Raw genomic sequence first — 24,985 nt, 5'->3', positions numbered from 1 at the left:
GAGGTCAACGCCGCGGCGGCTGCTGCGGCTGCGCAGGCGCCGGCGCGGCAGGACGGCCGGCGGGCGCGGCGGTGGCAGGCGCGGCGGTGGCCGGGCGGGCGGGCGCGCCCGAGGGCTGCTCGGCCAGCAGCGCCACCTTGGTGAAGCCGGCGGAGGAGACGGTGCCCATGACTTCCATCACCCGGCCGTAATTGATGCCGCGGTCGCCGCGCACAAAGATGCGGCGCTCCGGCGCGCCGGGCCGCTGCTCGCGCATGATCGCCTGGAGCTGCGCCACCAGGTTCTCGATCGGCACCTCGGTCTCCTGCAGGAAGATGCGGCCCTCGGCATTGACCGAGATGGTCAGCGGCTCGGTCTCCTGGTTCAGCGCGCTGGCATTGGTCTTGGGCAGGTCGATCGGCACGCCGACCGTCATCAGCGGCGCCGCCACCATGAAGATGATCAGCAGCACCAGCATGACGTCGACCAGCGGCGTCACGTTGATCTCGGCCATGGCGCGGTAGCGGCCGCGGCCCTTGCCGCCTCCGGTCGACATGCCCATGGCGTCAGCCCCGCTCCTCGGCCTGGCGGGAGAGGATGGCGCCGAACTCGGCGGCAAAGCCCTCCAGCCGCCCGGCGAAACGCGCCAGGTCGGTGGTGATCTTGTTGTAGGCGAGCACCGCCGGGATGGCGGCGACCAGGCCGATGGCGGTGGCGAAGAGCGCCTCGGCGATGCCGGGGGCGACCACCGCCAGGTTGGTGTTCTGCATGCCGGCGATGGCCGAGAAGCTGTTCATGATGCCCCAAACGGTGCCGAACAGGCCGACGAAGGGCCCGACCGAGCCGACCGAGGCCAGGAACACCATCCAGCGCTCCATGCGGTCCATCTCGCGCTGGATGGCCACGTTCATGGCGCGCTCGGCGCGCTGCTGCATGCCGGCCAGCTGCACGGCGTCCGGCTGGCGGGTCGAGCTGCGCTCCCATTCCCGCATCGCCGCGCCGAAGACGGCGGCGATCGGGTGGGTCGGGCGCTCGCCCTCCTGCTGGTGCAGGGTCTCCAGGCTGCCGCCGGACCAGAAGCGGTCCTCGAAGGCATCGGCCGCCTTGTTGGCGCGGCGCAGCGTGGTGATCTTCTCGAAGACCACGGCCCAGACCCAGACGCTGGCCAGCAGCAGCCCGAGCATCACGGTCTTCACCACCCAGTCGGCCTGCAGGAACAGGCCCCAGAGCGACAGGTCGTGCGCCACTTGGCCGAGGTTGGACGCGGTCACGCTGTCACCCACGGCAATCTCCTCTTGTCACCCGCCCGGTCCCAGCCAGGGCGGCTTCGTCACGCAGAGGCCGGCCAGGCGCCCCGCAAGGGCGCCCGCCGGCTTTTGTCCCATCACGCCGGCCCGCCCCCTGGGAAAGACCCCTGAGGAAAGACCCGCCAAAAACCGCCTCAGCCCGGCAGCGCCGCCTTGAAGGCGGCGCGCCAGGGCTCGGGCACCGCCACCGGACGCATCCCGTCGGCGCGGACGCAGACCAGGCCGACGATCAGCCGCGCCTTGGTGCCGCCCGCCTCGTCGCGGATGTCCTGGGCGAGTTCCAGCGAGGCGCCGCCGAATCGGCGCAGGGTGGTTTCCACCACCAGCGATTCGTCGAGCCGCGCGGGCGCCACATACTCCACTTCAATGCGCCGCACCACGAGCATCGAAGCGTGACGTTCTATCATAACTTGATGCGGCAAGTTTATGGCACGTAAGGATTCCGTGCGCCCCCGCTCTGCCCAGCGGAGATAGCTCGCGTGATAGGCGATGGCACCGGCATCGGTGTCCTCGAAATAGACCCGGACCGGCCAGCGATGCGGCCAGGGGGAGGCCGGCGTGGGCGCCGCGGCCAGGCTCAAGGCCCGCCGCCCAGCAGGTCGGCCTGGCTGCCCGGCGGCGGGGCCAGGCCCAGATGCTTCCAGCCCAGATCGCCGAGCACGCGGCCGCGCGGCGTGCGCAGCACGTAGCCTTCCTGGATCAGGAAGGGTTCCACGACTTCTTCCAGGGTGTCGCGGCCCTCGGCCAGCGCCGCGGCCAGGGTCTCGACGCCGACCGGGCCGCCATGATGGTGCTCGGCGATGCGGCGGAGGTAGCGGCGGTCCATCTGGTCGAGGCCCTTGCTGTCGACCTCGAGCCGCAGCAGCGCGCCATCCGCCATGGCTCGGTCCGCCGCATGGCCGGACACCAGGGAGAAGTCGCGCACCCGGCGCAGCAGCCGGCCGGCGATGCGCGGCGTGCCGCGCGAGCGGTTGGCGATCTCCTCCGCCCCCTCCTCCGACAGGGAGAAGCCCAGCTTCTGCGCACCACGGCGGACGATCAGCAGCAGTTCCTGCGGGGTGTAGAATTGCAGGCGCAGCGGGATGCCGAAGCGGTCACGCAGCGGGGTGGCCAGCAGCCCGGCGCGCGTGGTGGCGCCGACCAGGGTGAAGGGCGACAGGTCGATGCGCACGGTGCGCGCCGCCGGCCCCTCGCCGATGATCAGGTCGAGCTGGAAATCCTCCATCGCCGGATAGAGGGTCTCTTCCAGCGCCGGCTGCAGGCGGTGGATCTCGTCGACGAACAGCACGTCGCGCGGCTGCAGGTTGGTCAGGATCGCGGCCAGGTCCCCGGCCCTCTGCAGGACGGGGCCGGAGGTGGCGCGGAAGCCCACCCCCATCTCGCGCGCGACGATCTGGGCCAGCGTGGTCTTGCCCAGGCCCGGGGGCCCGTGCAGCAGCACATGGTCGAGGGCTTCCCCGCGCGCCTTGGCCGCCTGGATGAAGATCGACAGGTTCTCGCGCAGCGACTTCTGCCCGGTGAAGTCGTCGAGGGTCTGCGGCCGCAGCGTGGCCTCGGCCGCATCCTCCTCGGTCCGCTGGGGATCGGCGATCCGCTCGCTCATCGTCTCAGCCCCAGGGCGCCGGATGGAAACAGGTCATCGGGGGGCGAGCTCCTTCAGGGCCTCGCGGATCAGCGGCTCCAGCTCCGCCCCCTCGCCCAGCCGCTTGGCGACGCGGTTGACGGCGGCGCTGGCCTCGGGCCGCTTCCAGCCGAGATTGGTGAGCGCCGAGATGGCATCCGCCTGGGCCTGGTCGGCCGGCGGCAATTGCGCGGCGATGGTGACGGTGCCGGGCGAGAAGCCCGGACCGGTCGGCAGCGAGCCCACCTTGCCCTGCAGCTCGGCCACCAGCCGCATGGCCAGCTTGGCGCCGATGCCGGGGGCACGGCTGATGGCGCCCTTGTCGCCGGCGATGATCGCCCGCGCCAGGTCGGCCGGCGCGAGCGTCGAGAGCAGGCCCAGCGCCACCTTCGGCCCGACGCCCTGGATGGCGGTCAGCGTGCGGTACCAGTCGCGCTCGGTGGCATCGGCGAAACCATAGAGAAGAATGGCGTCCTCGCGGACCACGGTCTCGATCAGCAGGGCGCCGATGCCGGGCGCCGCCGGCAGGGCGGTGAGCGTCCGCGCCGAGCAGAAGACCAGGTAGCCGACGCCATTGACGTCGAAGATGCAGCCGCCGTCGAAGGTGCTGTCCAGCCTGCCGGTCAGCTTGCCGATCATCGCGCCACCAGGCCTTTGATTCCCTGGGCCTTGGCCAGCATCATCCGGGTGCCGCGGTGATGCGCGTGGCAGATCGCCACCGCCAGCGCGTCGGAGGCGTCGGCGCGCCTCAGCGTCGCCCCCGGCAGCAGCCGGCGCACCATCTCGGCCACCTGGATCTTGTCGGCATGGCCGGTGCCGACGACGGCGCGCTTGACCTCCATCGCCTGGTATTCGGCGACCGGCAGCCCGGCCATGGCGGGGGCCAGCAGCACCACGCCGCGCGCCTGGCCGAGCTTCAGCGCGGCGCCGGGGTTCTTGTTGACATAGGTGTGCTCCACCGCCGCCTCGTCCGGCTTCCAGATGTCCATCAGCGCGTTCAGGGCGCGGTGGATCTGGCACAGCCGCTCGGCCAGCGACAGCTCGGTGGTGGTCGAGATCACCCCGTCGGCCACGTGCCGCAGCCGGCTGCCGGCGCTTTCCACCACGCCCCAGCCGGTGTGCTGCAGCCCGGGATCGAGGCCCAGCAGCAGGGCCATGCTCAGTCCGACAGCTTCTGCAGCACGGCCTCGGGCACCTCGAAATTGGCGGTGACCGTCTGCACGTCGTCATGCTCATCGAGCACATCGACCAGCTTCAGCACCGAGCGCGCCTGCTCCTCGTTCAGCTCGACGCTGACATTCGGGCGCCATTCCAGCTTGGCGCTCTCGGCCGGGCCGAATTTTTCTTCCAGGGCATCGCGGACGGAGAAGAGGTCCTCGATGGCGGTGCGGACCTCGTGGCCATCCTCGCCGCTCTCGACATCGGCGGCGCCCGCCTCGATGGCGGCCTCCAGCATGGCCTCGGCATCGGCGGCGGCGGCCGGGTAGCGGACCACGCCGTTGCGCTCGAACTGGAAGGAGACCGAGCCGGTCTCGCCCAGCGCGCCGCCATACTTGGAGAAGGCCGAGCGGATGTCGGAGGCGGTGCGGTTGCGGTTGTCGGTCAGCGTCTCGACGATGATGGCGACGCCGGCCGGGCCGTAGCCCTCATAGCGGACCTCGACGTAATCCTCGCCGCCCGCCGCCCCGCTGGCCTTCTTGATGGCGCGGTCGATGGTGTCCTTGGTCATGTTGGCGACGCGCGCCGCCTGGACCGCCGAGCGCAGCCGCGGGTTGAAGGCGGGATCGGGCAGGCCCTGGCGGGCGCTTACCGTGATCTCGCGGATCAGCTTGGCGAAGGCGCGCGCGCGCTTGGCGTCCTGCGCGCCCTTGCGGTGCATGATGTTCTTGAACTGGGAATGGCCGGCCACGCGCTCTCTCCGGGATTCTCATGATGTTCCGGGGTTGCCGTCCTATACCGCCGCCGCCCCGCCAAGGCGAGGGGCCAGCCGTCACAAGAATTTCCGGCGAGCTGCTGGAGGCGCATACCCAGGGCCTGCTGGACGCCCGCGAAGACGACACCGTGCCGGCCCCGAAATACGGCCGAATGCTCTCTTGAGGTGATTCCCCGCCGGGGACGTGGCCGGGCGGCGATGCCATGGCCGGGCGGGCCGACCGCCCCGCATGTTGCAATGCGCAACGGGCGGGTCAGCGCCCCTTTCCGCCAAGCCCAGGCCTCGCCAAAATCAGGGCACAGCAATTGGAGGGTTTGCCTTGGCCCTGACCTGGCGCGACACCCCGCTCCGCTACGGCGTGATCACCCGCATCCTGCATTGGGGCATGGCGGCGCTCTTCGCCTGGCAGTTCCTCGGCATGATCCTGCGCAACCTGCTGGGGCGCGGGCCGGTCGCCGGCTTCTTCGTCGGCAGCCATACCGCGCTGGGCACGCTGCTGCTGCTCCTGCTCCTGCTGCGCGGCGCCTGGGGGCTGTATAACCGGCCGCAGAGGCCGCCGCAGGAGAAGGGCTGGCTGGGCCGCGCGGCGACGGCCGGGCATCTGGCGATCTATGCACTGATGCTGGTGGTGCCGGCGCTCGCCCTGCTGCGCGCCTATGGCTCGGGCCGCCCCTTCGCGCCCTTCGGCATCCCGCTGTTCGACGGCTTCCCGGGCGGGCCGATCGGCTGGATGACGGCGCCCGCCCATGCCGCGCACGGCCTGCTGGCCTGGGCGCTGCTGGCGCTGATCGCCGGCCATGTCGCCATGGCCCTGGCGCACCGGCTGGTCTGGCGCGACGACGTGCTGCAGCGGATGGCCGGTCCGGCACGGCCGCCGGCCGCACCGGGCGAATAGCAGGGCCGGGCGAATAGCAGGGCCGGGCGAATAGCAGGGCCGCGGCTCAGAAGTCGGGGAAGGCCTGGGACAGCAGCCCGCCCTGCCGGACCGGCGCGACCCGCAGCGCCAGGCCGGTGGCATCGTCGGTCTCGACGAACAGGCCGGAGAGGCTGGCGACCCCCTCGGCCGGCGCCAGCTTCTCGCCTGGCACCTTCTTCCAGAAGCGCAGCGCCGCCGGGCCCTTCTGCATGCCGATGACGCTGTCATAGTCGCCGCACATGCCGGCATCGGTCTGGTAGGCGGTGCCGTTCTCCAGGATCCGGTAATCGGCGCTAGGGACATGGGTATGGGTGCCCACCACCAGGCTGACCCGGCCGTCGAAGCTGTGCGCGAAGGACATCTTCTCCGAGGTCGCCTCGGCATGGATGTCGACCAGGATGGCCTGGACGCTGCCGCCGGCGCCAAGCTTGTGCTTCGCCAGCTCCGCCTGGGCGCCGCGGAAAGGATCGTCCAGCGGCTCCATGAACAGGCGTCCCATGACGTTGATCACGAGCGCCTTGCGGCCGCCGGGAACGTCGACCACCGTGGCGCCGCGGCCGGGCGTGCCGGGCGGGTAGTTCAGCGGGCGGATCAGCCGCGGCTCGCCGTCGATATAGGGGATCAGCTCCTTGCGGTCCCAGCTGTGGTTGCCGAGCGTCAGCACATCGGCGCCGGCCGCCAGGAAGGCGCGCACCATGTCGGGCGAGACGCCGAAGCCATGGCTGGCATTCTCGGCGTTCACCACCACCAGGTCGGCGCGCAGCCGGGCGCGCAGGTCAGGCAGGCCGGCGGTCAGGGCGTCGCGGCCGGACCGCCCGACCACATCGCCCAGGAACAGGATACGCAAAGCTCAGGACCTTTCAGGAGACGCCGGGCCGGTGGCGATGAAGCCCGCCTCGGTGGCGATGCCGAAGAGAGAGAAATCATGGTCGCCGGTCGGCACCGCCGGCACTTCCTGGGCGGCATAGGCGACGCCGATGCCCCGCGCCCCCGGCAGCCCGGCCAGGGTCCGGTCGTAATAGCCGCCGCCATAGCCGAGCCGCGCCCCGCGGCGGTCGAAGGCCAGCAGCGGCAGCAGCAGCCAGTCGGGGCGGACGATCTCGCCGGCCTCGGGGATCGAGGTGCCGAAGCGGCCGGGAACCAGCGCCTCGCCGAAGCGCCAGGCGCGGAATTCCAGCGGTTTTCCGCGCGGCGGCGTCACCGGCAGGGCCAGCGGATGGCCCGCCTCGCCCAGACGGCGGAGAACGGGAAGGACATCGATCTCGGCGCCCATCGGCCAGAAGCCGCCGATGATGGCGCCGGGCGGCGGCGGGCAGGCAGCCAGGATGACCTCCGCCAGCGCCTCCCCGGCGCCGGCCGGGTCCAGCGCGCCACGCGCCAGAAGCGCCGATTGCCGCAGCGCGGCCTTGGCGGCGGCAAGCTCCGGCGGATCGGCGGCAGGGGTGAGCGGGATGACGTGCGGAGCCACCATGGCCGTTGGCGTATTATCCTCCTAAGGCCTGCGTTAGCAGGTGGGCACCAGATAACCGGACCAAGATCCGGTCAGAGCCAGCTCCCGGAGGATGCTTATTGGCCCCAGGGATAAATTGCCTGACGCACCTGGCAGCTCCGCGAGGCCACATTTAGGGTTGGTCGAGCGAGGCTGCAATGCCCTCGATCTGCTCGGCGAGACGGCCCAGCCGCTCGGCGAGCAGCGGGTCGATCTCGGGGGCCGCGCCGGGCGGCGCCGCCTTGGCGCGGGAGAGGTCCACGCGCAGGTCGTGGATCTCGTCCGCCAGCAGCAGCGAGGCCAGCAGCAGCAGCCGGCTCTCGCCGAACTGCCCGCCCATGGCGCGGATCGAGGCGACGCGGCGGTCGACCTCGGCCGCCAGCGCGATCAGATGCGCTTCCTGTCCGTCCTCGCAGGAGACGGGGTGGGTGTAGCCGCCGACGCGAACCGTGACCTGACCCAAGCTCAGCTCCCCTTGCTGTCGTCGCCGGGCTCATCCTCGCCCGGCTCGTCATCCTGTGGCGGGGCCGTCGATTCGGCACCCTCGATCTCGGCCAGCGCGCCGCGCAGCCGGACCAGCGTCTCGTCCAACCGGGCCGAGAGTGCCGCCACCGCCTCTGGCGGCACGCCGCCGGGCACCGCCGGGCCGGCCGTCTCGGCCGGGGCGGGCTGTCGCGCCAGGACCATGGCCAGCCGGCCGACCGCCCGCTCCAGCCGGGCGGTGGCCTCGCTCACCGCATCGCTGCTCATGCTCTCGCCTTCGCTCGCGCCGTAGGAATTCATGCCATCAGGCTTTACGCGGCGGGCGCGGCCAGGGTCAACGTATGGTCGGCAACCGATTGCGGATCGGCCAGGACTTCGGGGGCGGCGGGGAATGCAGGAGCGCAGCAAGGCGGCCATGGGGCCGGCGGGACTTTCAGCCAGCGACCCATCACGACTCCGCGGGGTGATCGTGCGGGACGCCGGCGACGCTGTCCTGGCGCTGCGGGTCGCCCATGCGCTCGGCCTGCCGGGGCCGGTGCCGCTGGTCTCGCCGCCCGCGGCGGCCGGCTGGCTCGGCGCGCCCCTGTTCCTGGCGCTGATCGCCGCGGCCCGGGCCGAGGTGCCCGGCATCCCGGTGCTGCCGGTGCTCGATTGCGGCGCCGCCCCCGGCCTGGCGCTGGCCGCGCTGGGGGCGGTCGGCCACGACACGACCAGGCTGGGCGCCGTGGTGCTGGCCCCCTGCCCTGCCTTCGAGGCGGTGCGCGGCGCGGCGGCCGAGGCCGGGTTGCCGCTGTGGCCCACCGCCCCGCCCAGCCTGTCGCTCGAGCGGGAGCCTGGCGGGCCGCAGGCCACGCCCTGCGCCGCGCGTGAAAACGGCGCGGCAGACGCAATTGCGGCAAAAGTTGCGCGAAAAACCGCGTTGGAGGCCAAAAAAATCGCCATTTGGTGGGGTAGCGCCGCAGGTGACAGTGCCGGCCGCCTCGGCTAAAGCCGGTGCAACCCCGCCGCAACGGAAGGACGGAACGATGAAGCTGACACGCCGCGTCAAGGAAATCCTCTCCTGGTATGAGAGCGACAACCCCGGCACCAAGGCGAACCTCGCCCGCATCCTGATGGAAGGCAAGCTCGGCGGCACCGGCCGCCTGGTCATCCTGCCGGTCGATCAGGGTTTCGAGCACGGTCCGGCCCGCAGCTTCGCGCCGAACCCCGCCGCCTATGACCCGCGCTACCATTTCGAGCTGGCGATCGAGGCGGGCCTCTCCGCCTATGCCGCGCCGCTCGGCATGATCGAGGCCGGCGCCGCCACCTATGCCGGCGCCATCCCGACCATCCTGAAGGTCAACAGCTCGAACTCGCTGTCGACCACCAAGGACCAGGCCGTCACCGGCACCGTCGCCGACGCGCTGCGCCTCGGCTGCTCGGCCATCGGCTTCACCATCTACCCGGGCTCGGAATACCAGTTCGAGCTGATGGAAGAGCTGCGCGAGCTGTCGGAGGAGGCCAAGGCCGCCGGCCTCGCCGTCGTCGTGTGGTCCTATCCGCGCGGCCCGATGCTGGACAAGGCCGGCGAGACGGCGCTCGACATCTGCGCCTATGCCGCGCACATGGCGGCGCTGCTCGGCGCCCACATCATCAAGGTGAAGCCGCCGACGGACGTCATCTCGCTCGACGCGGCGAAGAAGACCTACGAGAAGAACCCGGTCGACGCCTCGACCCTGGCGAGCCGTATCAAGCACATCACCGACGCCTGCTTCGGCGGCCGTCGCCTGGTCGTCTTCTCGGGCGGCGAGGCCGGCACGGCGGAAGCCATGGTCGAGATGGCGCGCGGCATCCACCAGGGTGGCGGCAACGGCTCGATCATCGGCCGCAACACCTTCCAGCGCCCCAAGGCGGAAGCGCTGAAGCTGCTGTCCGACATCATCGCCGTCTACAAGTCGGCCGGCTGATGCCACGCTCCGCCAAGCCGGCGGAGGAGCAGGGCGGCAACCGGGAAACCGGCTGCCGCCTTTATCTCGTCACGCCCCCCGCGCTGGAGCCGGCCAGCTTCGCCGACATCCTGGCCGCGGCGCTCGATGCCGGCGATGTCGCCGCCGTGCAGCTGCGCCTGAAGGACCTGTCCGACGACGCGCTGAAGCGGGCGATTGACGTGCTGCGGCCGGTGGCGCAGTCGCGCGACGTGGCCTTCCTGCTGAACGACCGCGCCGACCTGGCCAAGAAGACCGGCTGCGACGGCGCCCATCTGGGCCAGACGGACGGCGACCATGCGGCGGCCCGCAAGCTGCTGGGCCCCGACATGATGCTGGGCATCACCTGCCATGCCAGCCGCCATCTGGCGATGCAGGCCGGCGAGCTCGGCGCCGACTACGTGGCCTTCGGCGCCTTCTTCCCCACCAGCACCAAGAATGTCGAGCACCACGCCGAGCCGGAGATCCTGGCCTGGTGGACCGAGATGTTCGAGCTGCCCTCGGTGGCGATCGGCGGCATCAACGCCACGAACTGCGCCCCGCTCGTCCAGGCCGGCGCCGACTTCCTCGCGGTGGTGGGAGCGGTATGGAACCATCCGGACGGCCCTGCCGCCGGCGTGCGGGCGATGAACGCGGCGATCGCCGCCGCTTCGTAAAATCCGCCGCGATGCCCTGGTGCCGACGGCATCAGGCACGCCCCTCCAAACGGCCGAGAGACAGAAAGAAGATGGGGGTCTGGGGGAATTCATTCCCCCAGCCTGCCGCCTAGCCTTCCCTGCCCGCCTTCCTTCTCTCCCATTCCTCCGCCAGCCGCGTCCCCCAGGACGGATGCGGCTCCGGCAGCGAGGCGCCCAGCGCGGCATTGCTCAGCGTCGCGACGCCGGCGGGCAGGCTCTCGAAGCGCCGGCGGTCGGCCGGGTCGAGGCGGGCCAGGTCCAGGATGGTCGGGCTGCCCAGCACCGCGGGGTCCTGGGCTTCGGCCTGGGCCTCGGGCGACAGGAGGAAGTCCGCCACCACCATCGCCGCTTCCGGCTGGCGGGCCTGCCCGGGGATGCCCAGGAACGAGGCCTGGCCGATGCTGCCGCGGGTCGGCACGTAGGAGCGGATGCTCTCGCGCAGCAGGCCGGCGGCGATGGCCATCGAGGCCTCGCCCGGGTTCAGCGAGATGCCGAGATCGAGCTCGCCCTGCTGCAGCAGCCGGCCCTGGGCCAGCGCATCCTCGGGGAAGCGGCGGCCCTGCTGCCAGAGATGCGGCCGCAGCGCGCCATACCATTCCCAGAGCGGCGCGGTGACCAGGGCGACATTGTCGTCCGAGGCCGGCCGGGCCAGCACCCCCTCATGCGGCACCATCTCGTAGAGCGCCTGCTTCAGGAAGGCAGCGCCCAGCGGGTCGCGCGGCTGCGGATGCGTCAGGCGGCCCGGATGGTCCCGCGCCCAGTCGGGCATCGCCAGCATCGACAGCGGCGGATGCGGCACGCGGGCGCTGTCGTAGAGGAACACCGCCTGCGCCAGCCGCCAGGGCACGGCGCGGCCTTCGACCGGCAGGGCGAAGTCGGTGACCGTGCCCGGCTTGCCCTCGGTATCGACCAGGCGGAAATTCGGCAGCGCCTCGGCCACCGGGCGCAGGCTGGCCCGCTGCGCCGGGCTCAGCACATGCGGGCCGTTGAACCAGAACAGGTCGAGCGGCGGATCGGCCGCGGCGGGGGCAGCCTCGAGCCGGTCGGCCAACGCCGCCTCCGCGGCGGTCGCCGCCGGGTCTGCCGTGGGGCCTGCCGTGGGGCCTGCCGCGTCGCCGGCGGCCGGCGGCGGCACCAGCCGAGCCAGCAGGGCGCCGACATCGTCCACCGGCTCATGCCGCAGGGTGATGTCGTGCAGCACCCGCAGCCGGGCGGCGGCCCAGGCGATATAGGCGTTGGTCGGCGCGTCGCCGGCCCAGGCATGGAAATGCACCACCTGGCCCCGGACGCGCTGCAGCAGCGCCTGCCACGGGTCGTCGCCCAGGGCGACGGCGTAGAAGCCGCTCTGCGCCGCCGCCGGCCGCGCCAGCGGGCCGAGCAGCGTGCCGCCCAGCAGCAGGGCCTGGCGGCGGGGCAGCGGTGGGCGCGGCATGCTCAATCGGTGTCGCAGGCCGGCGCGGCGCGGGCCAGCCCGCCGAACAGGTCCAGCATGCGGTTGCGCCAGCCATGCAGCGGGTCCTCGCGCTCCAGCAGCGGCAGGCTGGAGACGCAGCGCGCCCATTGCAGGCTGCCGAAGACCGCGTAGTCGCCGTAATCCGGCCGCTCCCCGCCGAGATAGGGCTGCAGCCGCACCAGGGCGCGCAGCGGCGCCAGGCTGGCGCGGAAGCCCGGCAGCCGCGCCTCGCGCCCCTCGGTGACCGCCTCCAGCGACATGCCGAAGCGGGCCTCGCGGCTGGCGCGGAAATACTCGCGGTGCTCGGGCGCCAGCCAGCCGGGGATGTCGCTGACGATCAGCCGGGCGAGCTGGCTGTTCAGCGTGGTGTCGGCCCAGAGCGCGGTGAAGCGGCTGGCCGCCGGATGGCCGGGGAACAGCGCCGGGCGATCGGGATAGGCGGCGTCCAGATAGGCGGCGATCGCCCAGGAATCGCTGACCACCCTCTCGCCATCCACCAGCACCGGCACCTTGTCCTGGCCGGAGAAGGCGATCGCCTGGCTCTCGGTGAAGCGCCACGGACGGCATTCCGCCTCCAGCCCCTTATGCGCCAGCGCCATGCGGATGCGCCAGCAATAGGGGCTGAAGCGACGGGCCGGATCGGCGCCGGCCAGCTCGTAGAGGATGCGGCCCATGGCGCTCAGCCGGTCGCCAGCGGCGGGACGGGGCGGCGGGACAGATCGGTCACGGGGCTTCTCCTTGCGCGCGGTCGAGGGGCTCGGACAGGGTGCCGGGGCGGTGCCCGCCGGGACGCTACAGACCCCCCTGCCCGGCGGCAAGCCACGGAAGCCGCTTCTGCAACGAGGCCTTGGACTTGGCCTTTTCGCGGCGCCGTGCGCCGCCATGCGGCAGGCCTTGCTCAGCCATGCGCGGCTTGCCGTGCAAGTTTTGCCGTGCGAGGCGGCTCCGTGCAGGGCGACAAGCACCCCATGAACGTGCAAGCTTAGGAAATTCGCCGCGAGGCGCCCGTGTTCACCCCCCCGCCTGGCCCTGGCCCCCCGCCGCGGCCGGTTCGATCCCCCCGGCGTCTCTTGGGGCGTCCTTTCCGTGCGCGACGGAGCGATATGGCTACGATCCTGATCCTGGACGACAGGACGACCAACCGAGACATCTTCGCCCGGCTGGCGCTGTCGCTGGACAAGGATGTTCATGTCCAGGCCTTCGGCGATCCGCACGAGGCGCTGCGCTGGCTGTCGCAGAACAGCGTCGATCTGGTGGTGACCGACTTCCGCATGCCGGAGATGGACGGGGCCGAATTCACCCGCCGGCTGCGCGGGCTGAAGCCGGCCGGTAGCACCGCCTCCTCGGTGGTCGACGTGCCGGTGATCGTCATCACCGCCTATAACGACCGCGCTTATCGCATGCGGGCGCTGGAGGCCGGCGCCACCGATTTCCTGCTCAGCCCGGTCGACCACTACGAGTTCCTGACGCGCGCCCGCAACCTGCTGCGCATGCGCTGGCAGCAGCAGGTGATCGAGCGCCGCGCCGAATCGCTGGAGCAGGAGCTGGAGCACACGGCGCGCTCGCACGAGGAGCTGCTGCGCGACAGCCGGGCCGCGCTCGCCCAGGTGATCGACACGGTGCCGGCGATGATCAGCGCCGCCGACCGACATGGCCGCTGCGTCTTCGTCAACGCCGCCCAGGCCAGCTTCGTCGGCCAGCCGCCCGACGCGCTGGTCGGCCACGACATCGAACGGCTGTTCGGGCATGAGCGGGCGCTGCGCTCGCGCGCCCTCGACCAGCTGGTCTTCGAGACCGGCATGGCGCTGCCCGGCCGCGAGGAGGAGACCACCTCGCCCGAGGGGCAGCCGCGCATCTTCGTCACCACCAAGGCGCCGCTGCACAATGCCCGCGGCGAGGTGGTCTCGGTGCTGACCACCTCGCTGGAGATCACCGACCGCAAGCTGGCCGAGCGACGCCTCGGCCACATGGCGCATCACGACGCGCTGACCGGCCTGCCCAACCGCGCCTTCCTGCGCGACCGGCTGCGCCGCGAGTTGGCCCGCGGCCGCCGGGGCGACCATGTCTTCGCCCTGCTGTTCCTCGACCTCGACCGCTTCAAGGCGGTGAACGACGCGCTCGGCCACCATCTGGGCGACGAGCTGCTGCGCGCGGTCGCGCAGCGGTTGAAGGCGACGGTGCGCGAGGACGACATCGTGGCGCGCCTCGGCGGCGATGAATTCGCCATCGTGCAGACCGGCATCAACGGCGCCGAGGAGGCCGACGCGCTGGCCGGCCGGGTGATCGCCGCGCTCTCCGAGCCGGTGCTCTGCGAGGGCCACAGCCTCTCGGCCGGCGCCAGCATCGGCATCACCCTCTATCCGCGCGACGGCACCGATCCGGACGAGCTGCTGCGCAATGCCGACCTGGCCATGTACCGCGCCAAGGCCGAGGGGCGGAACGCCTGGCGCTTCTTCGCCGCCGCCATGGACGCCCGCGCCCGCGAGGCGATGCAGATCGAGGCGGATCTCCGCGCCGGCCTGGCGCGCGGCGAGTTCGTGCTGCACTACCAGCCGCAGGTCGACCTGCGCACCAACCGCATCACCGGGGCCGAGGCGCTGCTGCGCTGGCGCCGCTCCGGCCAGCGCCTCTCCACCCCCGGCACCTTCCTGGCGATCGCCGAGGAGACCGGGCTGATCGTGCCGATCAACGAATGGGTGCTGGTCGAGGCCTGCCGCCAGGCGGTCGCCTGGCGCGAGGCCGGGCTGCCGCCGGTGCGCATGGGGGTGAACCTCTCCCCGGTGCAGTTCCGCCGGCAGGACGTCCAGGCCCTGGTGATCCGCGTCCTGGAGGAGACCGGGCTGGAGCCGGACCTGCTCGACCTCGAGCTGACCGAGGGCATCCTGATGGACCAGGCGCCAGAGACGGTGGCCGGGCTGCAGGCGCTGCGGGCGCTCGGCATCCGCATCTCGGTCGATGATTTCGGCACCGGCTACTCGTCGCTGAACTACGTGAAGAGCTTCCCGGTCGACCGGCTGAAGATCGACCAGTCCTTCGTGCGCGGCATGACCAGCGAGCCGAACGACGCCGCCATCGTCCGCACCATCGTCGAGCTCGGCCACATGCTGCGGCTGCAGGTGATCGCCGAGGGGGTGGAGAACGAGGCGCAGCTCGCCCGGCTGACGAGCGAGGGCTGCGACGAGGTGCAGGGCTTCTATTTCAGCGAGGCGGTCCCGGCCGGGACCTTCGCCCAGCTGCTGCGCCAGCCGCAGGCCCGCCGCCGCGGCGAGCGCGAGCTGGTGGTGCCGCTGGAGCGCCCCGGCAAGGAGCCGCCACCACCAGTGCTGCCGCTCGATCTGCCGCCGCCGGCGCGTCCCCCCTTGCCGTCCGCGCCGTCCTCGGGCAAGGCAGCCTCCCGGGTTATCGATAACGAAGCCGTACCAAACCCGCCGGTGACGCGCCCCGCGACCGCCGGTTCCCGCGACTGAGCATGCACGGGGCTGCGAGCGGCACATGAACCCAGACGGCCCGCCTACCGCCTCCTCCGACGCGGCCCGCCTCGCTGCCGCCCCGCCGCCGCGTGCCGGCCGCCTCGCCCAGGCCTGGCGCTTTCTGCTGCATCGGCTGCGCAACCGGCCGGACAGCGAGCACGAGATGAGCCTGAACCGGCTGGTCTTCGGCGGCGGCGTGCTGCTGGCCGTGCTGGCCTCCGGCGGCAGCCAGGAAGCCCTGCTCAGCATGGCGGCCTTCTTCACGCTGGCGATCGGCGTGCTGGCGCATATCCTGGTCTTCCCCGCCGCCAATGCGGGACGCCGCTTCTTCGCCGTGCTGCTCGACTGCGGCTTCACCTCCTGGCAGCTGCATCTGGGCGGCGAGCCGGTGGCGGCCTTCTTCCCGATCTATCTCTGGGTGGTCTTCGGCAACGGCTTCCGCTTCGGCCTGCCGGCGCTGCGCATCACCATGCTGGCGGCGCTGGCCGGCTTCGGCGCGGTGATCGCCACCACCGAGTTCTGGCAGCAGACCCTGCATTTGGCGGTCGGGCTGTGGATCGGCCTGCTGATCCTGCCGCTCTATGCCGGCACGCTGATCCGCAAGCTGAACACCGCGCGCCAGCAGGCCGAGGCGGCGAGCAGCGCCAAGTCGCTGTTCCTGGCCAGCGTCAGCCATGAGCTGCGCACCCCGCTCAACGCCATCATCGGCATGGGCGGCCTGCTGCGCGGCACGCGGCTGGATGCCGAGCAGCAGGAGATGGCGCGCACCGTCGACAGCGCCGCCCGCTCGCTGCTGGCGCTGATCGACGACATCCTGAACCTGTCCCGCATCGAGGCGGGACGGATGCCGAGCGAGACGGTCGCCTTCGACACCGCCGAGCTGCTGGTCGAGCTGCGCGCCCTGCTGGCCGCGCAATGCCGCGACAAGGGGCTGCAGTTCCACCTGCACATCACGTCGCGCACGCCCCCCTGGCTGCGCGGCGACCGCCGCCACCTGCTCGAGGTGCTGCTGAACCTCGCCGGCAATGCGGTGAAGTTCACCGCCGAGGGCAGCGTGACGGTGGCGCTGGACGCCGTCCCGACCGGCCCCGGCCGGCTGCGCCTGACGGCCGAGATCTCGGACACCGGCATCGGCATCGCCGAGGAGGCGCAGGCGCGCATCTTCGAGAACTTCACCCAGGCCGACAGCTCGATCATCAACCGCTTCGGCGGCACCGGCCTGGGGCTCGGCATCTGCCGCCAGCTGGTCGGGCTGATGGGCGGCAGCATCGGCGTCCGCTCCGCGCTCGGCCTCGGCAGCACCTTCTTCTTCGATATCCGGGTGGAAAGCGTCGCCGAGGCGCCCACCGCCTCGCTCGAGGGTGTCAGCCTGGTGCTGCTGGACGCGGCGCCGGTGCGCGCCGCCGCCCTGGCCGAGCGGCTCGGCGCCCTCGGCCTGGTCACCCGCCCGGCGGCCACCGCGGAGGCGGCGCTCGACCTGCTGCGCGGCCAGCCACCCGGCCAGGCGCTGCTGCTGGCGCATCTCGCCGCCCTGCCGGAGCTGGCCGCCACCCTGCCGGAGGAGCTGCCCTATGCCCGGCTGCTGCTCGGCGGCCAGGCGGTCGGCCTGCCGCCGCTGACGCTGCGTCGCGCCAGCGCGCTGCTGCTGCCGGAGAGCGCCGACGGCGCCGAGCTGGCCGCCGCGCTGCGCCTGGCGCTCGGCATCGCACCGGGCCGTGGCCTCGTGGGCGAGGCCGCCAGCCCCGTCCCGGCGCCGGCCGGGGCGCTGCCCGCCGCCGCGCCGCCCCGCCTGGCGGTGGCAGCCGACCGCAAGCTGCGGGTGCTGGTGGCGGATGACAGCCGGGTCAACCAGCGCGTCTTCGCCAAGATCCTGGAGAGCGCCGGGCACGAGGTCTGCCTGGCCGAGAATGGCGACGCCGCGCTCGACCTGCTGGAGCGCGAGGCGGAGGGGCTCGACCTGGTGCTGATGGACGTCAACATGCCGGAGATGGACGGCATCGAGGCGACCAAGATGTTCCGCGTCATGGCGCTCGGCCAGCCGCATCTGCCGATCCTGGCGCTGACCGCCGATGCCACCGAGGAATCCGCGCATCGCTGCCGCGCCGCCGGCATGGATGGGCATGTCACCAAGCCGGTGCAGCCGGAGGACCTGCTGCGCATCGTCGCCGAGGCGGCGCGGGCGCCGCTGCCCGGGGCGCGCCGCGCGCCGCTGCCCAGCGCCGCCCTGCCCGAGGAGGAGGCGCCCGGCATTGCCGACATCACCTCCCACCCGCGCTTCCGCCCGACCCAGCCGGCGATCGATCCGGAGACGGTGGAGAACCTGCGCCAGCTCGGCGGCGAGGAGTTCCTGGCGGGGCTGGCCGCCGACTTCCTGGCGGATGCCGCCGGCCTGATCGAGACGCTGGGCCAGGCGGCGGCGGCCGGGGAGCATGTCCGCTTCCAGGCCGAGACCCATGCGCTGCGCAGCTCGGCGGCGAATATCGGCGCCATCGGGCTGACGCGGCTCTGCGGCGAGTGGCGCAAGCTGTCGCGCGACGAGCTGCTGCGCGAGGCCCCCGAGCTGCTGGCGCGGGCCCGGGCCGAGCTGGACCGCACCCGCCACGCCCTGCTGCCGGAGGCCGGCAGCCAGAGCCACCGCGGCTGAGCCGGTCTTCGGCCCTGCCGCGGAGGGTGCTGCAAGCGCTCTTCCCGGTCATGGCACCCGCCCTGCCGGGCGCCCTGACCGACATTCCCCTGACTGCTGACGCCGCCGCCCGCTGCCGGGCCGCGGGGCTTCTTGCCCCGGCCGGCCCGGCCTGCAGCCTTGCCATCGGTATCACCGCCCGGCTCACTCGGCGGCGACGGCGAGGCCCGGCGAGGCGGTGCCGGCCAGGCGCTTCTCCTGCGCGGCGACCAGGCGGCCCATCTTCTTCAGGTCGGCCTCGCCCAGGTTCATCGCCGCCTCGGCCCACATCTCGACCACGTCGCGCAGCTCGGCCAGCGAGACGCCGTTCACCCGGCGCCGCGCGCGATACATGGTCAGGTGCGCATTGTGCTTGCGGCCATGCCGGGCGATGTAGTCGCGCGCCGTCACCTCGCCCTCGCCATCCTCGGCCAGCACGTCGACGACGCCCATCGCGTGCAGCTCCTCGGCGGTGTGGATGCGGCCCGAGGTGATCAGCGCCTCGGCCTTGGCACGATCGATGCGGCGCGACAGGAAGCTGTAGGCGCCCATGCCGGGGAACATGTTGAACAGGATTTCCGGCAGGCCGATCTTGGCCGAGCGCTCGGCGACGATCAGGTCGAAGGACAGCGCGTGCTCGAAGCCGCCGCCCAGCGCATCGCCCTGCACCAGCGCCATGGTGACGATCGGCAGGTCGAAGGCGACATGGTTGCGGTGGATCGCCTCGACCGCGACATGGCCGTAGCGCACCAGCGAGGCATGGTCACGCGCGCGGATGCGCTCGCCGAAATGCGCCAGGTCGCCGCCGAGATTGTAGATGCCGGGCACGGCGGAGGCCATGACGAACCAGTCGGCCGGGCGCTGCTGACCGGCCGCCGCGGCCGCGGCGAAGGCGCTGGTGACATGGTGCTGCATCGCATGCACGTCCTGCATCAGCGCCATGGTGTAGCTGGGCCGGCCCTGCGGCCGCATCGTGCACCACAGGCTGCGGCTGTCGGATTCCAGCCGGACATCCAGATTGTCAAAGCGCGCATCGAGTTCGCGCACGGTGTTGCTGGCAGGGATGCTCGGGGCGGCGACGGGACGATCGAGGAACATGAAGGAACTCTCCTGCTGCGACGGCCAGGGGCCATCAGGCGCGGGACGCCCCCCACCGACCACCGGCAGGCCATGCGGCGTCCGCGCGGGGCATATTAGTGTTGTGTTCACGTCTCGGAGTCCCGTGGTTTTGTGCAGCTGCAACATCCACCACCGGGCTGTCATGAGGCGCCGCCGCAACGCCCGCGCCTAACGCTTCGGCAACCACCTCCCTGCCATGGCGTTTACGCGGCAATGCCCCGCGACAATTTCCCCGAACCGCAGGCCATCATGCACAGGATCGACATCACCATGGTCGAGCCCGATGCAAACGGCCCCTCGGGCGCTCCTTTGCAGACGGAAGCGGCTGCCACCGACAGCGCGCAGAAGGCGGCGGTAACCGACGAAGTCGTGAACGATGCCGCTGCGCCGGATCGTGCCACCGCGGCGATGCAGCGCCCTGGCGAATCGGATGCGGCGATGCAGGAAGAGGCCACGGTACAATCGGGGTCATCGACATCGCCCTCGCCCGAGGCGCGCGCGATCGAAGCGGAGCTGCTCGGCTGCCTGCCCGATCTCCGCGCCTATGCGCGCTCGCTGACCCGCAACCGGCACGATGCCGATGATCTGGTACAGGATGCGGTGCTGCGGATGATCAACTCGGCGGATCGCTACCAGCAGGGCACCAACTTCAAGGCCTGGGCCTTCACCATCCTGCGCAACCGCTTCCTGAACGAGTTCGTCGCCAAGCGGCGGCTGACGCAGGAGATGGACGATACGGCGCTGGAGCGCGTGGCGGTGTCGGCCCGGCAGGATGAAGGCCTGGAACTCACCGACTTCCAGCGCATCTTCCACAGCCTGCCGGAGGACCACCGCTCCATCCTGGCGCTGGTGGCCGGCTCGGGCATGCCCTACGAGGATGTCGCCCGCATCCTTGGCTGCGCGGTGGGCACCGTGAAGAGCCGTGTGCATCGCGCCCGCGCCGCGCTCTTCGCCCTGCTCGAAGCGGAGAACAAGGGCGAGGGCAAGGACACGCCGCGTTTCCACCGCAGCACGTCGCTGGAAGAGCGCCGCCGCCTCGTCGGCTAGGCGGGCACCGCGCCCGGGGCTGCGCCGCCGGCACCATGGCCCCGCACCGGGGGATGCGCCCTGCGGCCCATCCCCGTCCCTAGAATGGCGGACCTCTCAGAGCCCGTCGCGGGAGCCATAGGGCGTTGCGCCATAATGCCCGCGCAGCCGTTCGCCCCAGCCGCTGTCCGACCAGTCCACGGTCTCGTCGCGCGGAAAGGACGGGGCCTCGGCGAGCTGCGCCTCGGTGATATCGGTCACATAGCCACCCAGGCGCGTGTCGTAGCGCAGCCGGGCCCAGGGCAGCGGATAATGCGAGCTGCCGAGGCCGAGGAAGCCGCCAAACGACAACACGGCGTATTCGACGTGGCCGGTCATCTTGTCGATCATCAGCGTTTCCACCGAGCCCAGGCGATTGCCCATGGCGTCATAGACGGCGGTGCCCTCGACCCGGTCGGAGGCGATCAGCGGCGCGCCAGCGGGAGCACCGCCGGGGGCGCCGGAAGCATCAGCTTGGGACATCGAGACCTCCTGATGGTTTGGTTCCATTTCGGCAGAACGCGCCAGTACTGCCGGAGTTCCGAAAAACCGCCGTCCTGGCGCAACTCCCGCACCGCTTCTGCTTTTCCCTCGGTGATCCCGACAAGCATCCGGGTTGCCCAATACGGGAAGGAGGAGCCCTGCCCATGGCCGACAGCGACACCAGGCCGATGCGCGAGCGCGCGATCGACCCGCCCCCCGGACACCACGAGGTGCCGATGCCCGAAAAGCCGATCGAGACGACCCAGGCCCGCCAGGGCGTGACGCTCGGCCGCATGCGCTGGGTGCTGCTGATTTCGCTGATCCTGGTCGTGCTCGGCTTCATCCTCTCCGCCGTGCTCAGCACCTGAGCCAGGGCGCCATGACCGAGCACGCATGCGTGAGCCCTGCGGTTTTTGCCCCCGGCTTTCCGGGCGAGCGGAACTTGGCCGTGGCCGCCCGGTTGTTAGGGAGCCTGGGCCTTGCGGCGCGCTCCATTGGAACGTTCCGCGCGGTGGCGGGCCCTCTCTCAACGCGATGAGCCCCTCCGGGCCTGTGGAAGGATGATACCGATGAGCCAGACACGCAGCGGCGGCAAGCAAGGCTTCGCCTCGATGGATGCCGAGAAGCAGCGCAGCATCGCCTCCAAGGGCGGCCAGAGCGTGCCCGCCGCGAAGCGCAGCTTCGCCCAGGATCCCTCCCTGGCCGCCGAGGCCGGCCGCAAGGGTGGCCAGGCGGTGCAGGCGGCGGACCGCTCCTTCTCGCGCGACCGCAGCCTGGCGGCCAAGGCCGGGCGCAAGGGTGGCCAGGCCACCCACAGCAAGACCGGCCCGCGCAGCGAGGGCGAGGCCGCGACCGGCTCGGCCACGCCGGACAGCGAAGCCTGAAAGCGCCATTTCCCTGGCGGATGCCCTGCCCCGGCCCTCGCGTGGTCGGCCGGGCTTCCGCCAGGCCTCTGCTTCTCCTGCCCTCTGTTGCGCTCTGCGGAACCCGACCATGACCATCTTCGACGCCGCGCTGAAGAGCCGCTCGCCCGCCGACAGCCCGTCCTACGCCCTGCGCCGCGACCTGGCCGAACGCCTGGCCACGCATCGCGGCGCCTGGCCCCGGCTGGTGACGCCGGCCGCCCCCGAGGGCGCTGCCGGCCGCGAGGCCCTGCCGCGCGAGCTCGTCGAGATGACGGCCCGGCCGCTGGCTGCCGCAGCCTCCTGATCCCTGCCGCCGGCGCCCTGAGGAGACCCTGACCATGACCGCTTTCACCCGCGACGATCATTCGGCCCAGGCCCAGTCGGTGCCGCTGTCTCCCGAGACGCCGCAGCAGCCGCCCAGCATCCCTGAGCAGCCGGCCAATCCGCCGCCGCCCCCTGCCCCGCCGCCGCCCGAGGCGCCGCCGCGCCAGGATCCCGAGCCGCGCCCGGTGCCGCCGACGGCCAACCGCCAGCAGCCGGAAAACAGCTATGGCAAGGCCGAGCCCCAGGACCCGCCGCCCGAGACCCGGCGCTGAGAAGGGTGGAGAGCCGCCGGTGAGCGAGCGCCGCGCCCCGGGACGTCCCCTCTGGCGCGGCACCCTGCGGCTGGCGCTGGTCTCCTGCCCGGTGGCGCTGCTGCCGGCGCGGCATGAACGCAACAACCTGCATTTCCACCTGATCAATCCGAAGACCGGCAACCGGGTGCGCATGCAGCCCGTCGATGCCGGCACCGACCGTGCGGTCGACCGCAGCACGCTGGTGCGCGGCTACGAGCATGCCAAGGGCGAGCATATCCTGCTGGGCGAGGAGGATTTCGACGCCGTCCGCGTCGAGAGCAGCCGCAACCTGGTGATCGGCAAATGCGTCCCCGCCGCCGAGATCGGCCCGCTGCATGTCGATGCCGGCTACTACCTGGTGCCCGACGGTGCCGACGAGGCCGAGGTCTATGCTGTGCTGCGTCAGGCCCTGGCCGATAGCGGGCTGGTGGCGCTCTCCCGGCTGGTGCTGTTCCGCCGCGAGCGGGCGGTGGCCCTGCGGCCTTCGGGCAAGGGCCTCCTGCTGCAGACCCTGCTGGAGGAAGGCGACCTCCACCCGGCCGAGGAAGCCTTCTCGGAGATCCCCGAGAGCCGGCCGGACCGCGCGATGGTGCGGCTGGCGCGGCAGATCATCGAGGAGAAGCAGGGCGACTACGATCCCGCCGATGCCGAGGATCGCTACGAGGCCAAGCTGCGGGCCCTGATCGCCGCGAGGGCCGAGGGCCAGGAACCGGAGCCCGAGGCCGAGGAACCCTCCGAGGACAATGTCATCGACCTGATGACCGCCCTGCGGCGCAGCCTGCGGGCCGGCGGCAGGAGCGCCCCGGGCAAGACGGCCTCGGGCAAGACAGCCTCGGGCAAGACAGCCTCGGGCAAGACAGCCTCGGGCAAGGCTGCCGGGAACAAGGCTTCCTCTTCCAGGTCGTCCTCGGGCAAGACATCCGCCAGCAAGCCTTCCGCTGCCAAGGCCGCTCCCGCCAAGACCCCCGCGCGCAAAGGCGCCACCGGGCGCACGGCCGCCCGCAAGCCGGCGGCCAAGGCCACGGGCAAGGCCGTCCGCCGCGCCTGAACCTCGGCCTTGCCGGGAACGATCGCCGGCCTGGCGCGTTGATGCCCCAGACACTGCCGCGCCGGGGGTGACCTCCCGCCCGCCGCGGCCTGGAAGGAGGCAAGGATGAACAAAGTGAACCTGCCGGAGAATATGGTCGCCGCCGCGGACGGCATCGAGCCGGCCGCGCTGCGCCATCTCAGCGCCTATCTGCATGACAGCCACATCGGCTACGACCAGGGGCGGCGGCTGACGGCCGATCGCTTCCTGCGCATCGAATTCGCCGAGCTCGCCGAGAAGCGCGAGCGCATGGCGCAGGAAGTCGATGCGCTGCTGCGGCAGAAGGGCGAGGCGCCGCGCAAGGGCGGCAGCACGCTGGGCGCCGCGCATCGCGTTTTCCTCGACCTGAAGGGCAGCCTGTTCGGCCAGGGCCGTGCGCGCGTGCTGCGCGAGGTGGTGCGTGGCGAGGCGGCGCTGGAAGACGCCTATGACGAGGCGCTGGATGCCGAGCTGCCGGCCGAGGCGCGCCAGCTGCTGCAGCGCCAGCACCGCCAGGTGCGCGCGACGCGCGACCGCTATGCCGCCATGCTGGATGATGGCGAGAGCACCGACCTGGTGCCGGCCGCCAACACCGGCAGCGGGCTGATCGCCCGCTTCAACCGGCTGACCCAGCCGGTGGTCTCCAATCCCATCCTGTCGGCCGTGGCGGTCACTGCCGTCTCCGTGCTGACCGCCCGGCTGCTGCGCGGCAGCTTGCGGGGGGGCCTGCGCCGCTACTGAACCGGCGCGCGCGCCGCGACAGAAAGAAAGGCCGGAGGGGCATCCCCTCCGGCCTTTCTGCTGTCCCCGGTGCCGGCCGGTCAGCGCAGCAAATGCAGGGAGAAGTACTGCGCCGGATCGGTCCAGCAGGCCTCGCTCTCCCAGCCGGCGGCGCGCGCCATCTCCAGGAAGGCCCCGCGGGCATGCTTGTAGCTGCTCTCGGTATGGATTGTCTCGCCGGCGGCGAAGCGGATCGGCTGCCCGGCCACCGAGACCGACTGGCTGGCGCGGCTGCAGAGATGCATCTCGATCCGGCTGTGCGTCGCGTTCCAGCGCGCCTCGTGGCGGAAGGCAGCGGGGTCGAAGCCGGCCGCCGCCTCGCGGTTCAGCCGGTGCAGCAGGTTGAGGTTGAAGGCGGCGGTGACGCCGGCGGCATCGTCATAGGCCGGCACCAGCACCGCCGGATCCTTCGGCATGTCGACGCCGACGAGGAAGCGCGCCCCCTGCCCCAGGCTCTGTTTCACCGCCGCCAGGAAGGCGATGGCGGCGGGGCGGTCGAGATTGCCGATGGTCGAGCCCGGGAAGAAGCCGAGCAGCGGCCGCGGCACCTCGGGCAGCGCGATCGGCTCCATGAAATTGCCGACGATCGGATGCAGCGCGATCTGCGGGAAGCGCTTGCGCATGGCGCGCACCGTGCCCTCGACCGCGACCTCGGCGATGTCGAGCGGCGCATAGGCGGCCGGGCGCTCGAGCGCCTCCAGCAGCAGCGCCGCCTTGGTCACCGAGCCGGCGCCGTATTCGATCACCGAGGCGCCGGGCCCGACCAGCCCGGCGATCTCCGGCCCGACCTGGCGCAGCAGCGCGAGCTCGGTGCGGGTCACGTAGTATTCCGGCAGGGTGGTGATGGCGTCGAACAGCCGGCAGCCCTCGGGATCGTAGAGCAGATGCGGCGGCAGCGTCTTGCGCGGCGCGGTCAGGCCGTCCAGCGCGGTCTGCGCGACGACGGGATCGAAGGCACTGGCGGCGCTGCGCAGCAGGTCGGGCTTCGGATGCATC

At 71.9% G+C, this 24,985-nt stretch carries 29 protein-coding genes and 1 other RNA gene; 13 read left to right on the top strand and 17 right to left on the bottom strand.

The features are described 5' to 3' along the window. Positions 1 to 4 precede the first annotated feature (4 nt). The 7 genes from tolR to WFI16_RS05245 form a co-directional block, all read right to left on the bottom strand. Positions 5 to 541 carry a protein TolR gene (tolR, locus tag WFI16_RS05275; protein ID WP_419896739.1) on the bottom strand — a complete coding sequence of 179 codons (537 nt, stop codon included), beginning with the start codon at positions 539 to 541 and terminating at the stop codon, positions 5 to 7. A gap of 4 nt (positions 542 to 545) precedes the next feature. Continuing rightward, complete coding sequence (gene tolQ / locus WFI16_RS05270; RefSeq protein WP_419896738.1) at positions 546 to 1,262, bottom strand: protein TolQ; 717 nt, start codon at positions 1,260 to 1,262, stop codon at positions 546 to 548. Between the two features lie 158 nt (positions 1,263 to 1,420). Continuing rightward, positions 1,421 to 1,867, bottom strand: a complete 447-nt coding sequence (locus WFI16_RS05265; protein ID WP_419896737.1) for a YbgC/FadM family acyl-CoA thioesterase — start codon at positions 1,865 to 1,867, stop codon at positions 1,421 to 1,423. Beyond that, positions 1,864 to 2,889 (bottom strand): Holliday junction branch migration DNA helicase RuvB, encoded by a 1,026-nt coding sequence (ruvB, locus tag WFI16_RS05260; protein ID WP_419896736.1) that lies wholly within the window; start codon positions 2,887 to 2,889, stop codon positions 1,864 to 1,866. Before ruvB ends, WFI16_RS05265 begins: the two co-directional genes overlap by 4 nt. A 33-nt stretch (positions 2,890 to 2,922) precedes the next feature. Next, entirely contained in the window at positions 2,923 to 3,546 is a 624-nt protein-coding gene (ruvA, locus tag WFI16_RS05255; protein WP_419896735.1) for a Holliday junction branch migration protein RuvA, read from the bottom strand. Then, positions 3,543 to 4,064, bottom strand: coding sequence for a crossover junction endodeoxyribonuclease RuvC (gene ruvC, locus WFI16_RS05250; RefSeq protein ID WP_419896734.1), 522 nt, complete (start codon positions 4,062 to 4,064; stop codon positions 3,543 to 3,545). Before ruvC ends, ruvA begins: the two co-directional genes overlap by 4 nt. Before the next feature lie 2 nt (positions 4,065 to 4,066). Further along, a complete protein-coding gene (locus WFI16_RS05245) occupies positions 4,067 to 4,816 on the bottom strand; it encodes a YebC/PmpR family DNA-binding transcriptional regulator (protein WP_419896733.1) in 750 nt (249 codons plus the stop codon). A gap of 343 nt (positions 4,817 to 5,159) precedes the next feature. Here WFI16_RS05245 and WFI16_RS05240 point away from each other — a divergent pair, with 343 nt between their 5' ends. Next, complete coding sequence (locus WFI16_RS05240) at positions 5,160 to 5,735, top strand: cytochrome b (protein WP_419896732.1); 576 nt, start codon at positions 5,160 to 5,162, stop codon at positions 5,733 to 5,735. Between the two features lie 46 nt (positions 5,736 to 5,781). On the opposite strand, the gene WFI16_RS05235 is transcribed toward WFI16_RS05240, so the two are convergent. The 5 genes from WFI16_RS05235 to WFI16_RS05215 all read right to left on the bottom strand — a co-directional run bounded on the left by WFI16_RS05235 (position 5,782) and on the right by WFI16_RS05215 (position 7,995). After that, positions 5,782 to 6,603 (bottom strand): TIGR00282 family metallophosphoesterase, encoded by an 822-nt coding sequence (locus WFI16_RS05235; protein WP_419896731.1) that lies wholly within the window; start codon positions 6,601 to 6,603, stop codon positions 5,782 to 5,784. Between the two features lie 3 nt (positions 6,604 to 6,606). Next, positions 6,607 to 7,227, bottom strand: coding sequence for a 5-formyltetrahydrofolate cyclo-ligase (locus WFI16_RS05230; protein WP_419896730.1), 621 nt, complete (start codon positions 7,225 to 7,227; stop codon positions 6,607 to 6,609). Further along, a non-coding RNA gene (gene ssrS, locus WFI16_RS05225) (6S RNA) lies at positions 7,214 to 7,368 on the bottom strand. The genes WFI16_RS05230 and ssrS overlap by 14 nt, the downstream gene beginning before the upstream one ends. Positions 7,369 to 7,378: 10 nt before the next feature. After that, entirely contained in the window at positions 7,379 to 7,708 is a 330-nt protein-coding gene (locus WFI16_RS05220) for a cell division protein ZapA (RefSeq protein ID WP_419896729.1), read from the bottom strand. A 2-nt stretch (positions 7,709 to 7,710) separates the two neighbouring features. Continuing rightward, the gene (locus WFI16_RS05215) at positions 7,711 to 7,995 is read right to left on the bottom strand and encodes a hypothetical protein (RefSeq protein WP_419896728.1); all 285 of its coding nucleotides are present in this window, start codon (positions 7,993 to 7,995) and stop codon (positions 7,711 to 7,713) included. Between the two features lie 196 nt (positions 7,996 to 8,191). Here WFI16_RS05215 and WFI16_RS05210 point away from each other — a divergent pair, with 196 nt between their 5' ends. The 3 genes from WFI16_RS05210 to thiE are packed head-to-tail and all read left to right on the top strand — an operon-like array spanning position 8,192 to position 10,348. Further along, positions 8,192 to 8,716: a hypothetical protein gene (locus WFI16_RS05210; RefSeq protein WP_419896727.1), complete on the top strand. Its 525-nt coding sequence runs from the start codon at positions 8,192 to 8,194 to the stop codon at positions 8,714 to 8,716. Between the two features lie 37 nt (positions 8,717 to 8,753). Next, positions 8,754 to 9,674: a class I fructose-bisphosphate aldolase gene (locus WFI16_RS05205; protein WP_419896726.1), complete on the top strand. Its 921-nt coding sequence runs from the start codon at positions 8,754 to 8,756 to the stop codon at positions 9,672 to 9,674. After that, the gene (gene thiE, locus WFI16_RS05200; RefSeq protein WP_419896725.1) at positions 9,674 to 10,348 is read left to right on the top strand and encodes a thiamine phosphate synthase; all 675 of its coding nucleotides are present in this window, start codon (positions 9,674 to 9,676) and stop codon (positions 10,346 to 10,348) included. Before WFI16_RS05205 ends, thiE begins: the two co-directional genes overlap by 1 nt. 109 nt (positions 10,349 to 10,457) lie before the next feature. On the opposite strand, the gene WFI16_RS05195 is transcribed toward thiE, so the two are convergent. Together WFI16_RS05195 and WFI16_RS05190 are read right to left on the bottom strand one after the other, a co-directional pair. After that, positions 10,458 to 11,801 carry an ABC transporter substrate-binding protein gene (locus WFI16_RS05195; protein ID WP_419896724.1) on the bottom strand — a complete coding sequence of 448 codons (1,344 nt, stop codon included), beginning with the start codon at positions 11,799 to 11,801 and terminating at the stop codon, positions 10,458 to 10,460. A 2-nt stretch (positions 11,802 to 11,803) separates the two neighbouring features. Continuing rightward, positions 11,804 to 12,496, bottom strand: coding sequence for a glutathione S-transferase family protein (locus tag WFI16_RS05190; protein WP_419896723.1), 693 nt, complete (start codon positions 12,494 to 12,496; stop codon positions 11,804 to 11,806). Between the two features lie 429 nt (positions 12,497 to 12,925). Between WFI16_RS05190 and WFI16_RS05185 the strand changes: the two genes are divergently transcribed. Both WFI16_RS05185 and WFI16_RS05180 read left to right on the top strand, forming a co-directional pair. After that, the gene (locus WFI16_RS05185; RefSeq protein ID WP_419896722.1) at positions 12,926 to 15,289 is read left to right on the top strand and encodes a two-component system response regulator; all 2,364 of its coding nucleotides are present in this window, start codon (positions 12,926 to 12,928) and stop codon (positions 15,287 to 15,289) included. 25 nt (positions 15,290 to 15,314) lie between these two features. Beyond that, positions 15,315 to 17,936 carry a response regulator gene (locus tag WFI16_RS05180; RefSeq protein ID WP_419896721.1) on the top strand — a complete coding sequence of 874 codons (2,622 nt, stop codon included), beginning with the start codon at positions 15,315 to 15,317 and terminating at the stop codon, positions 17,934 to 17,936. 183 nt (positions 17,937 to 18,119) lie between these two features. Here the strand turns inward: WFI16_RS05180 and WFI16_RS05175 are convergent, their stop codons facing one another. Further along, a complete protein-coding gene (locus tag WFI16_RS05175) occupies positions 18,120 to 19,052 on the bottom strand; it encodes a crotonase/enoyl-CoA hydratase family protein (RefSeq protein ID WP_419896720.1) in 933 nt (310 codons plus the stop codon). A 234-nt stretch (positions 19,053 to 19,286) separates the two neighbouring features. On the opposite strand from WFI16_RS05175, the gene WFI16_RS05170 reads away from it, so the two are divergent. After that, a complete protein-coding gene (locus WFI16_RS05170) occupies positions 19,287 to 20,120 on the top strand; it encodes a sigma-70 family RNA polymerase sigma factor (RefSeq protein ID WP_419896719.1) in 834 nt (277 codons plus the stop codon). A 96-nt stretch (positions 20,121 to 20,216) separates the two neighbouring features. Here WFI16_RS05170 and WFI16_RS05165 read toward each other — a convergent pair whose 3' ends face one another. Continuing rightward, positions 20,217 to 20,621, bottom strand: a complete 405-nt coding sequence (locus tag WFI16_RS05165) for a PRC-barrel domain-containing protein (protein WP_419896718.1) — start codon at positions 20,619 to 20,621, stop codon at positions 20,217 to 20,219. Between the two features lie 164 nt (positions 20,622 to 20,785). Here WFI16_RS05165 and WFI16_RS05160 point away from each other — a divergent pair, with 164 nt between their 5' ends. From WFI16_RS05160 to WFI16_RS05135, 6 genes are all read left to right on the top strand, one after another. Further along, positions 20,786 to 20,989 (top strand): hypothetical protein, encoded by a 204-nt coding sequence (locus tag WFI16_RS05160; protein ID WP_419896717.1) that lies wholly within the window; start codon positions 20,786 to 20,788, stop codon positions 20,987 to 20,989. A 201-nt stretch (positions 20,990 to 21,190) separates the two neighbouring features. Then, entirely contained in the window at positions 21,191 to 21,505 is a 315-nt protein-coding gene (locus WFI16_RS05155) for a general stress protein (RefSeq protein ID WP_419896716.1), read from the top strand. A 109-nt stretch (positions 21,506 to 21,614) separates the two neighbouring features. After that, positions 21,615 to 21,830, top strand: a complete 216-nt coding sequence (locus WFI16_RS05150) for a hypothetical protein (RefSeq protein ID WP_419896715.1) — start codon at positions 21,615 to 21,617, stop codon at positions 21,828 to 21,830. A 34-nt stretch (positions 21,831 to 21,864) separates the two neighbouring features. Then, a complete protein-coding gene (locus WFI16_RS05145) occupies positions 21,865 to 22,122 on the top strand; it encodes a hypothetical protein (RefSeq protein ID WP_419896714.1) in 258 nt (85 codons plus the stop codon). Positions 22,123 to 22,141: 19 nt separating this feature from the next. Then, positions 22,142 to 23,191 carry a non-homologous end joining protein Ku gene (gene ku / locus WFI16_RS05140; RefSeq protein WP_419896713.1) on the top strand — a complete coding sequence of 350 codons (1,050 nt, stop codon included), beginning with the start codon at positions 22,142 to 22,144 and terminating at the stop codon, positions 23,189 to 23,191. 105 nt (positions 23,192 to 23,296) lie between these two features. Continuing rightward, a complete protein-coding gene (locus WFI16_RS05135) occupies positions 23,297 to 23,950 on the top strand; it encodes a PA2169 family four-helix-bundle protein (protein ID WP_419896712.1) in 654 nt (217 codons plus the stop codon). An 80-nt stretch (positions 23,951 to 24,030) separates the two neighbouring features. Here the strand turns inward: WFI16_RS05135 and egtD are convergent, their stop codons facing one another. Then, positions 24,031 to 24,984, bottom strand: a complete 954-nt coding sequence (gene egtD, locus WFI16_RS05130) for an L-histidine N(alpha)-methyltransferase (RefSeq protein ID WP_419896711.1) — start codon at positions 24,982 to 24,984, stop codon at positions 24,031 to 24,033. Position 24,985 lies beyond the last annotated feature (1 nt).

The sequence above is a fragment of the Roseomonas sp. USHLN139 genome (assembly GCF_037145735.1).
Lineage (GTDB): Bacteria > Pseudomonadota > Alphaproteobacteria > Acetobacterales > Acetobacteraceae > Pseudoroseomonas.
Note: the sequence above shows the minus strand (reverse complement) of the source record. Positions and strands in the feature narration are given on the sequence as shown.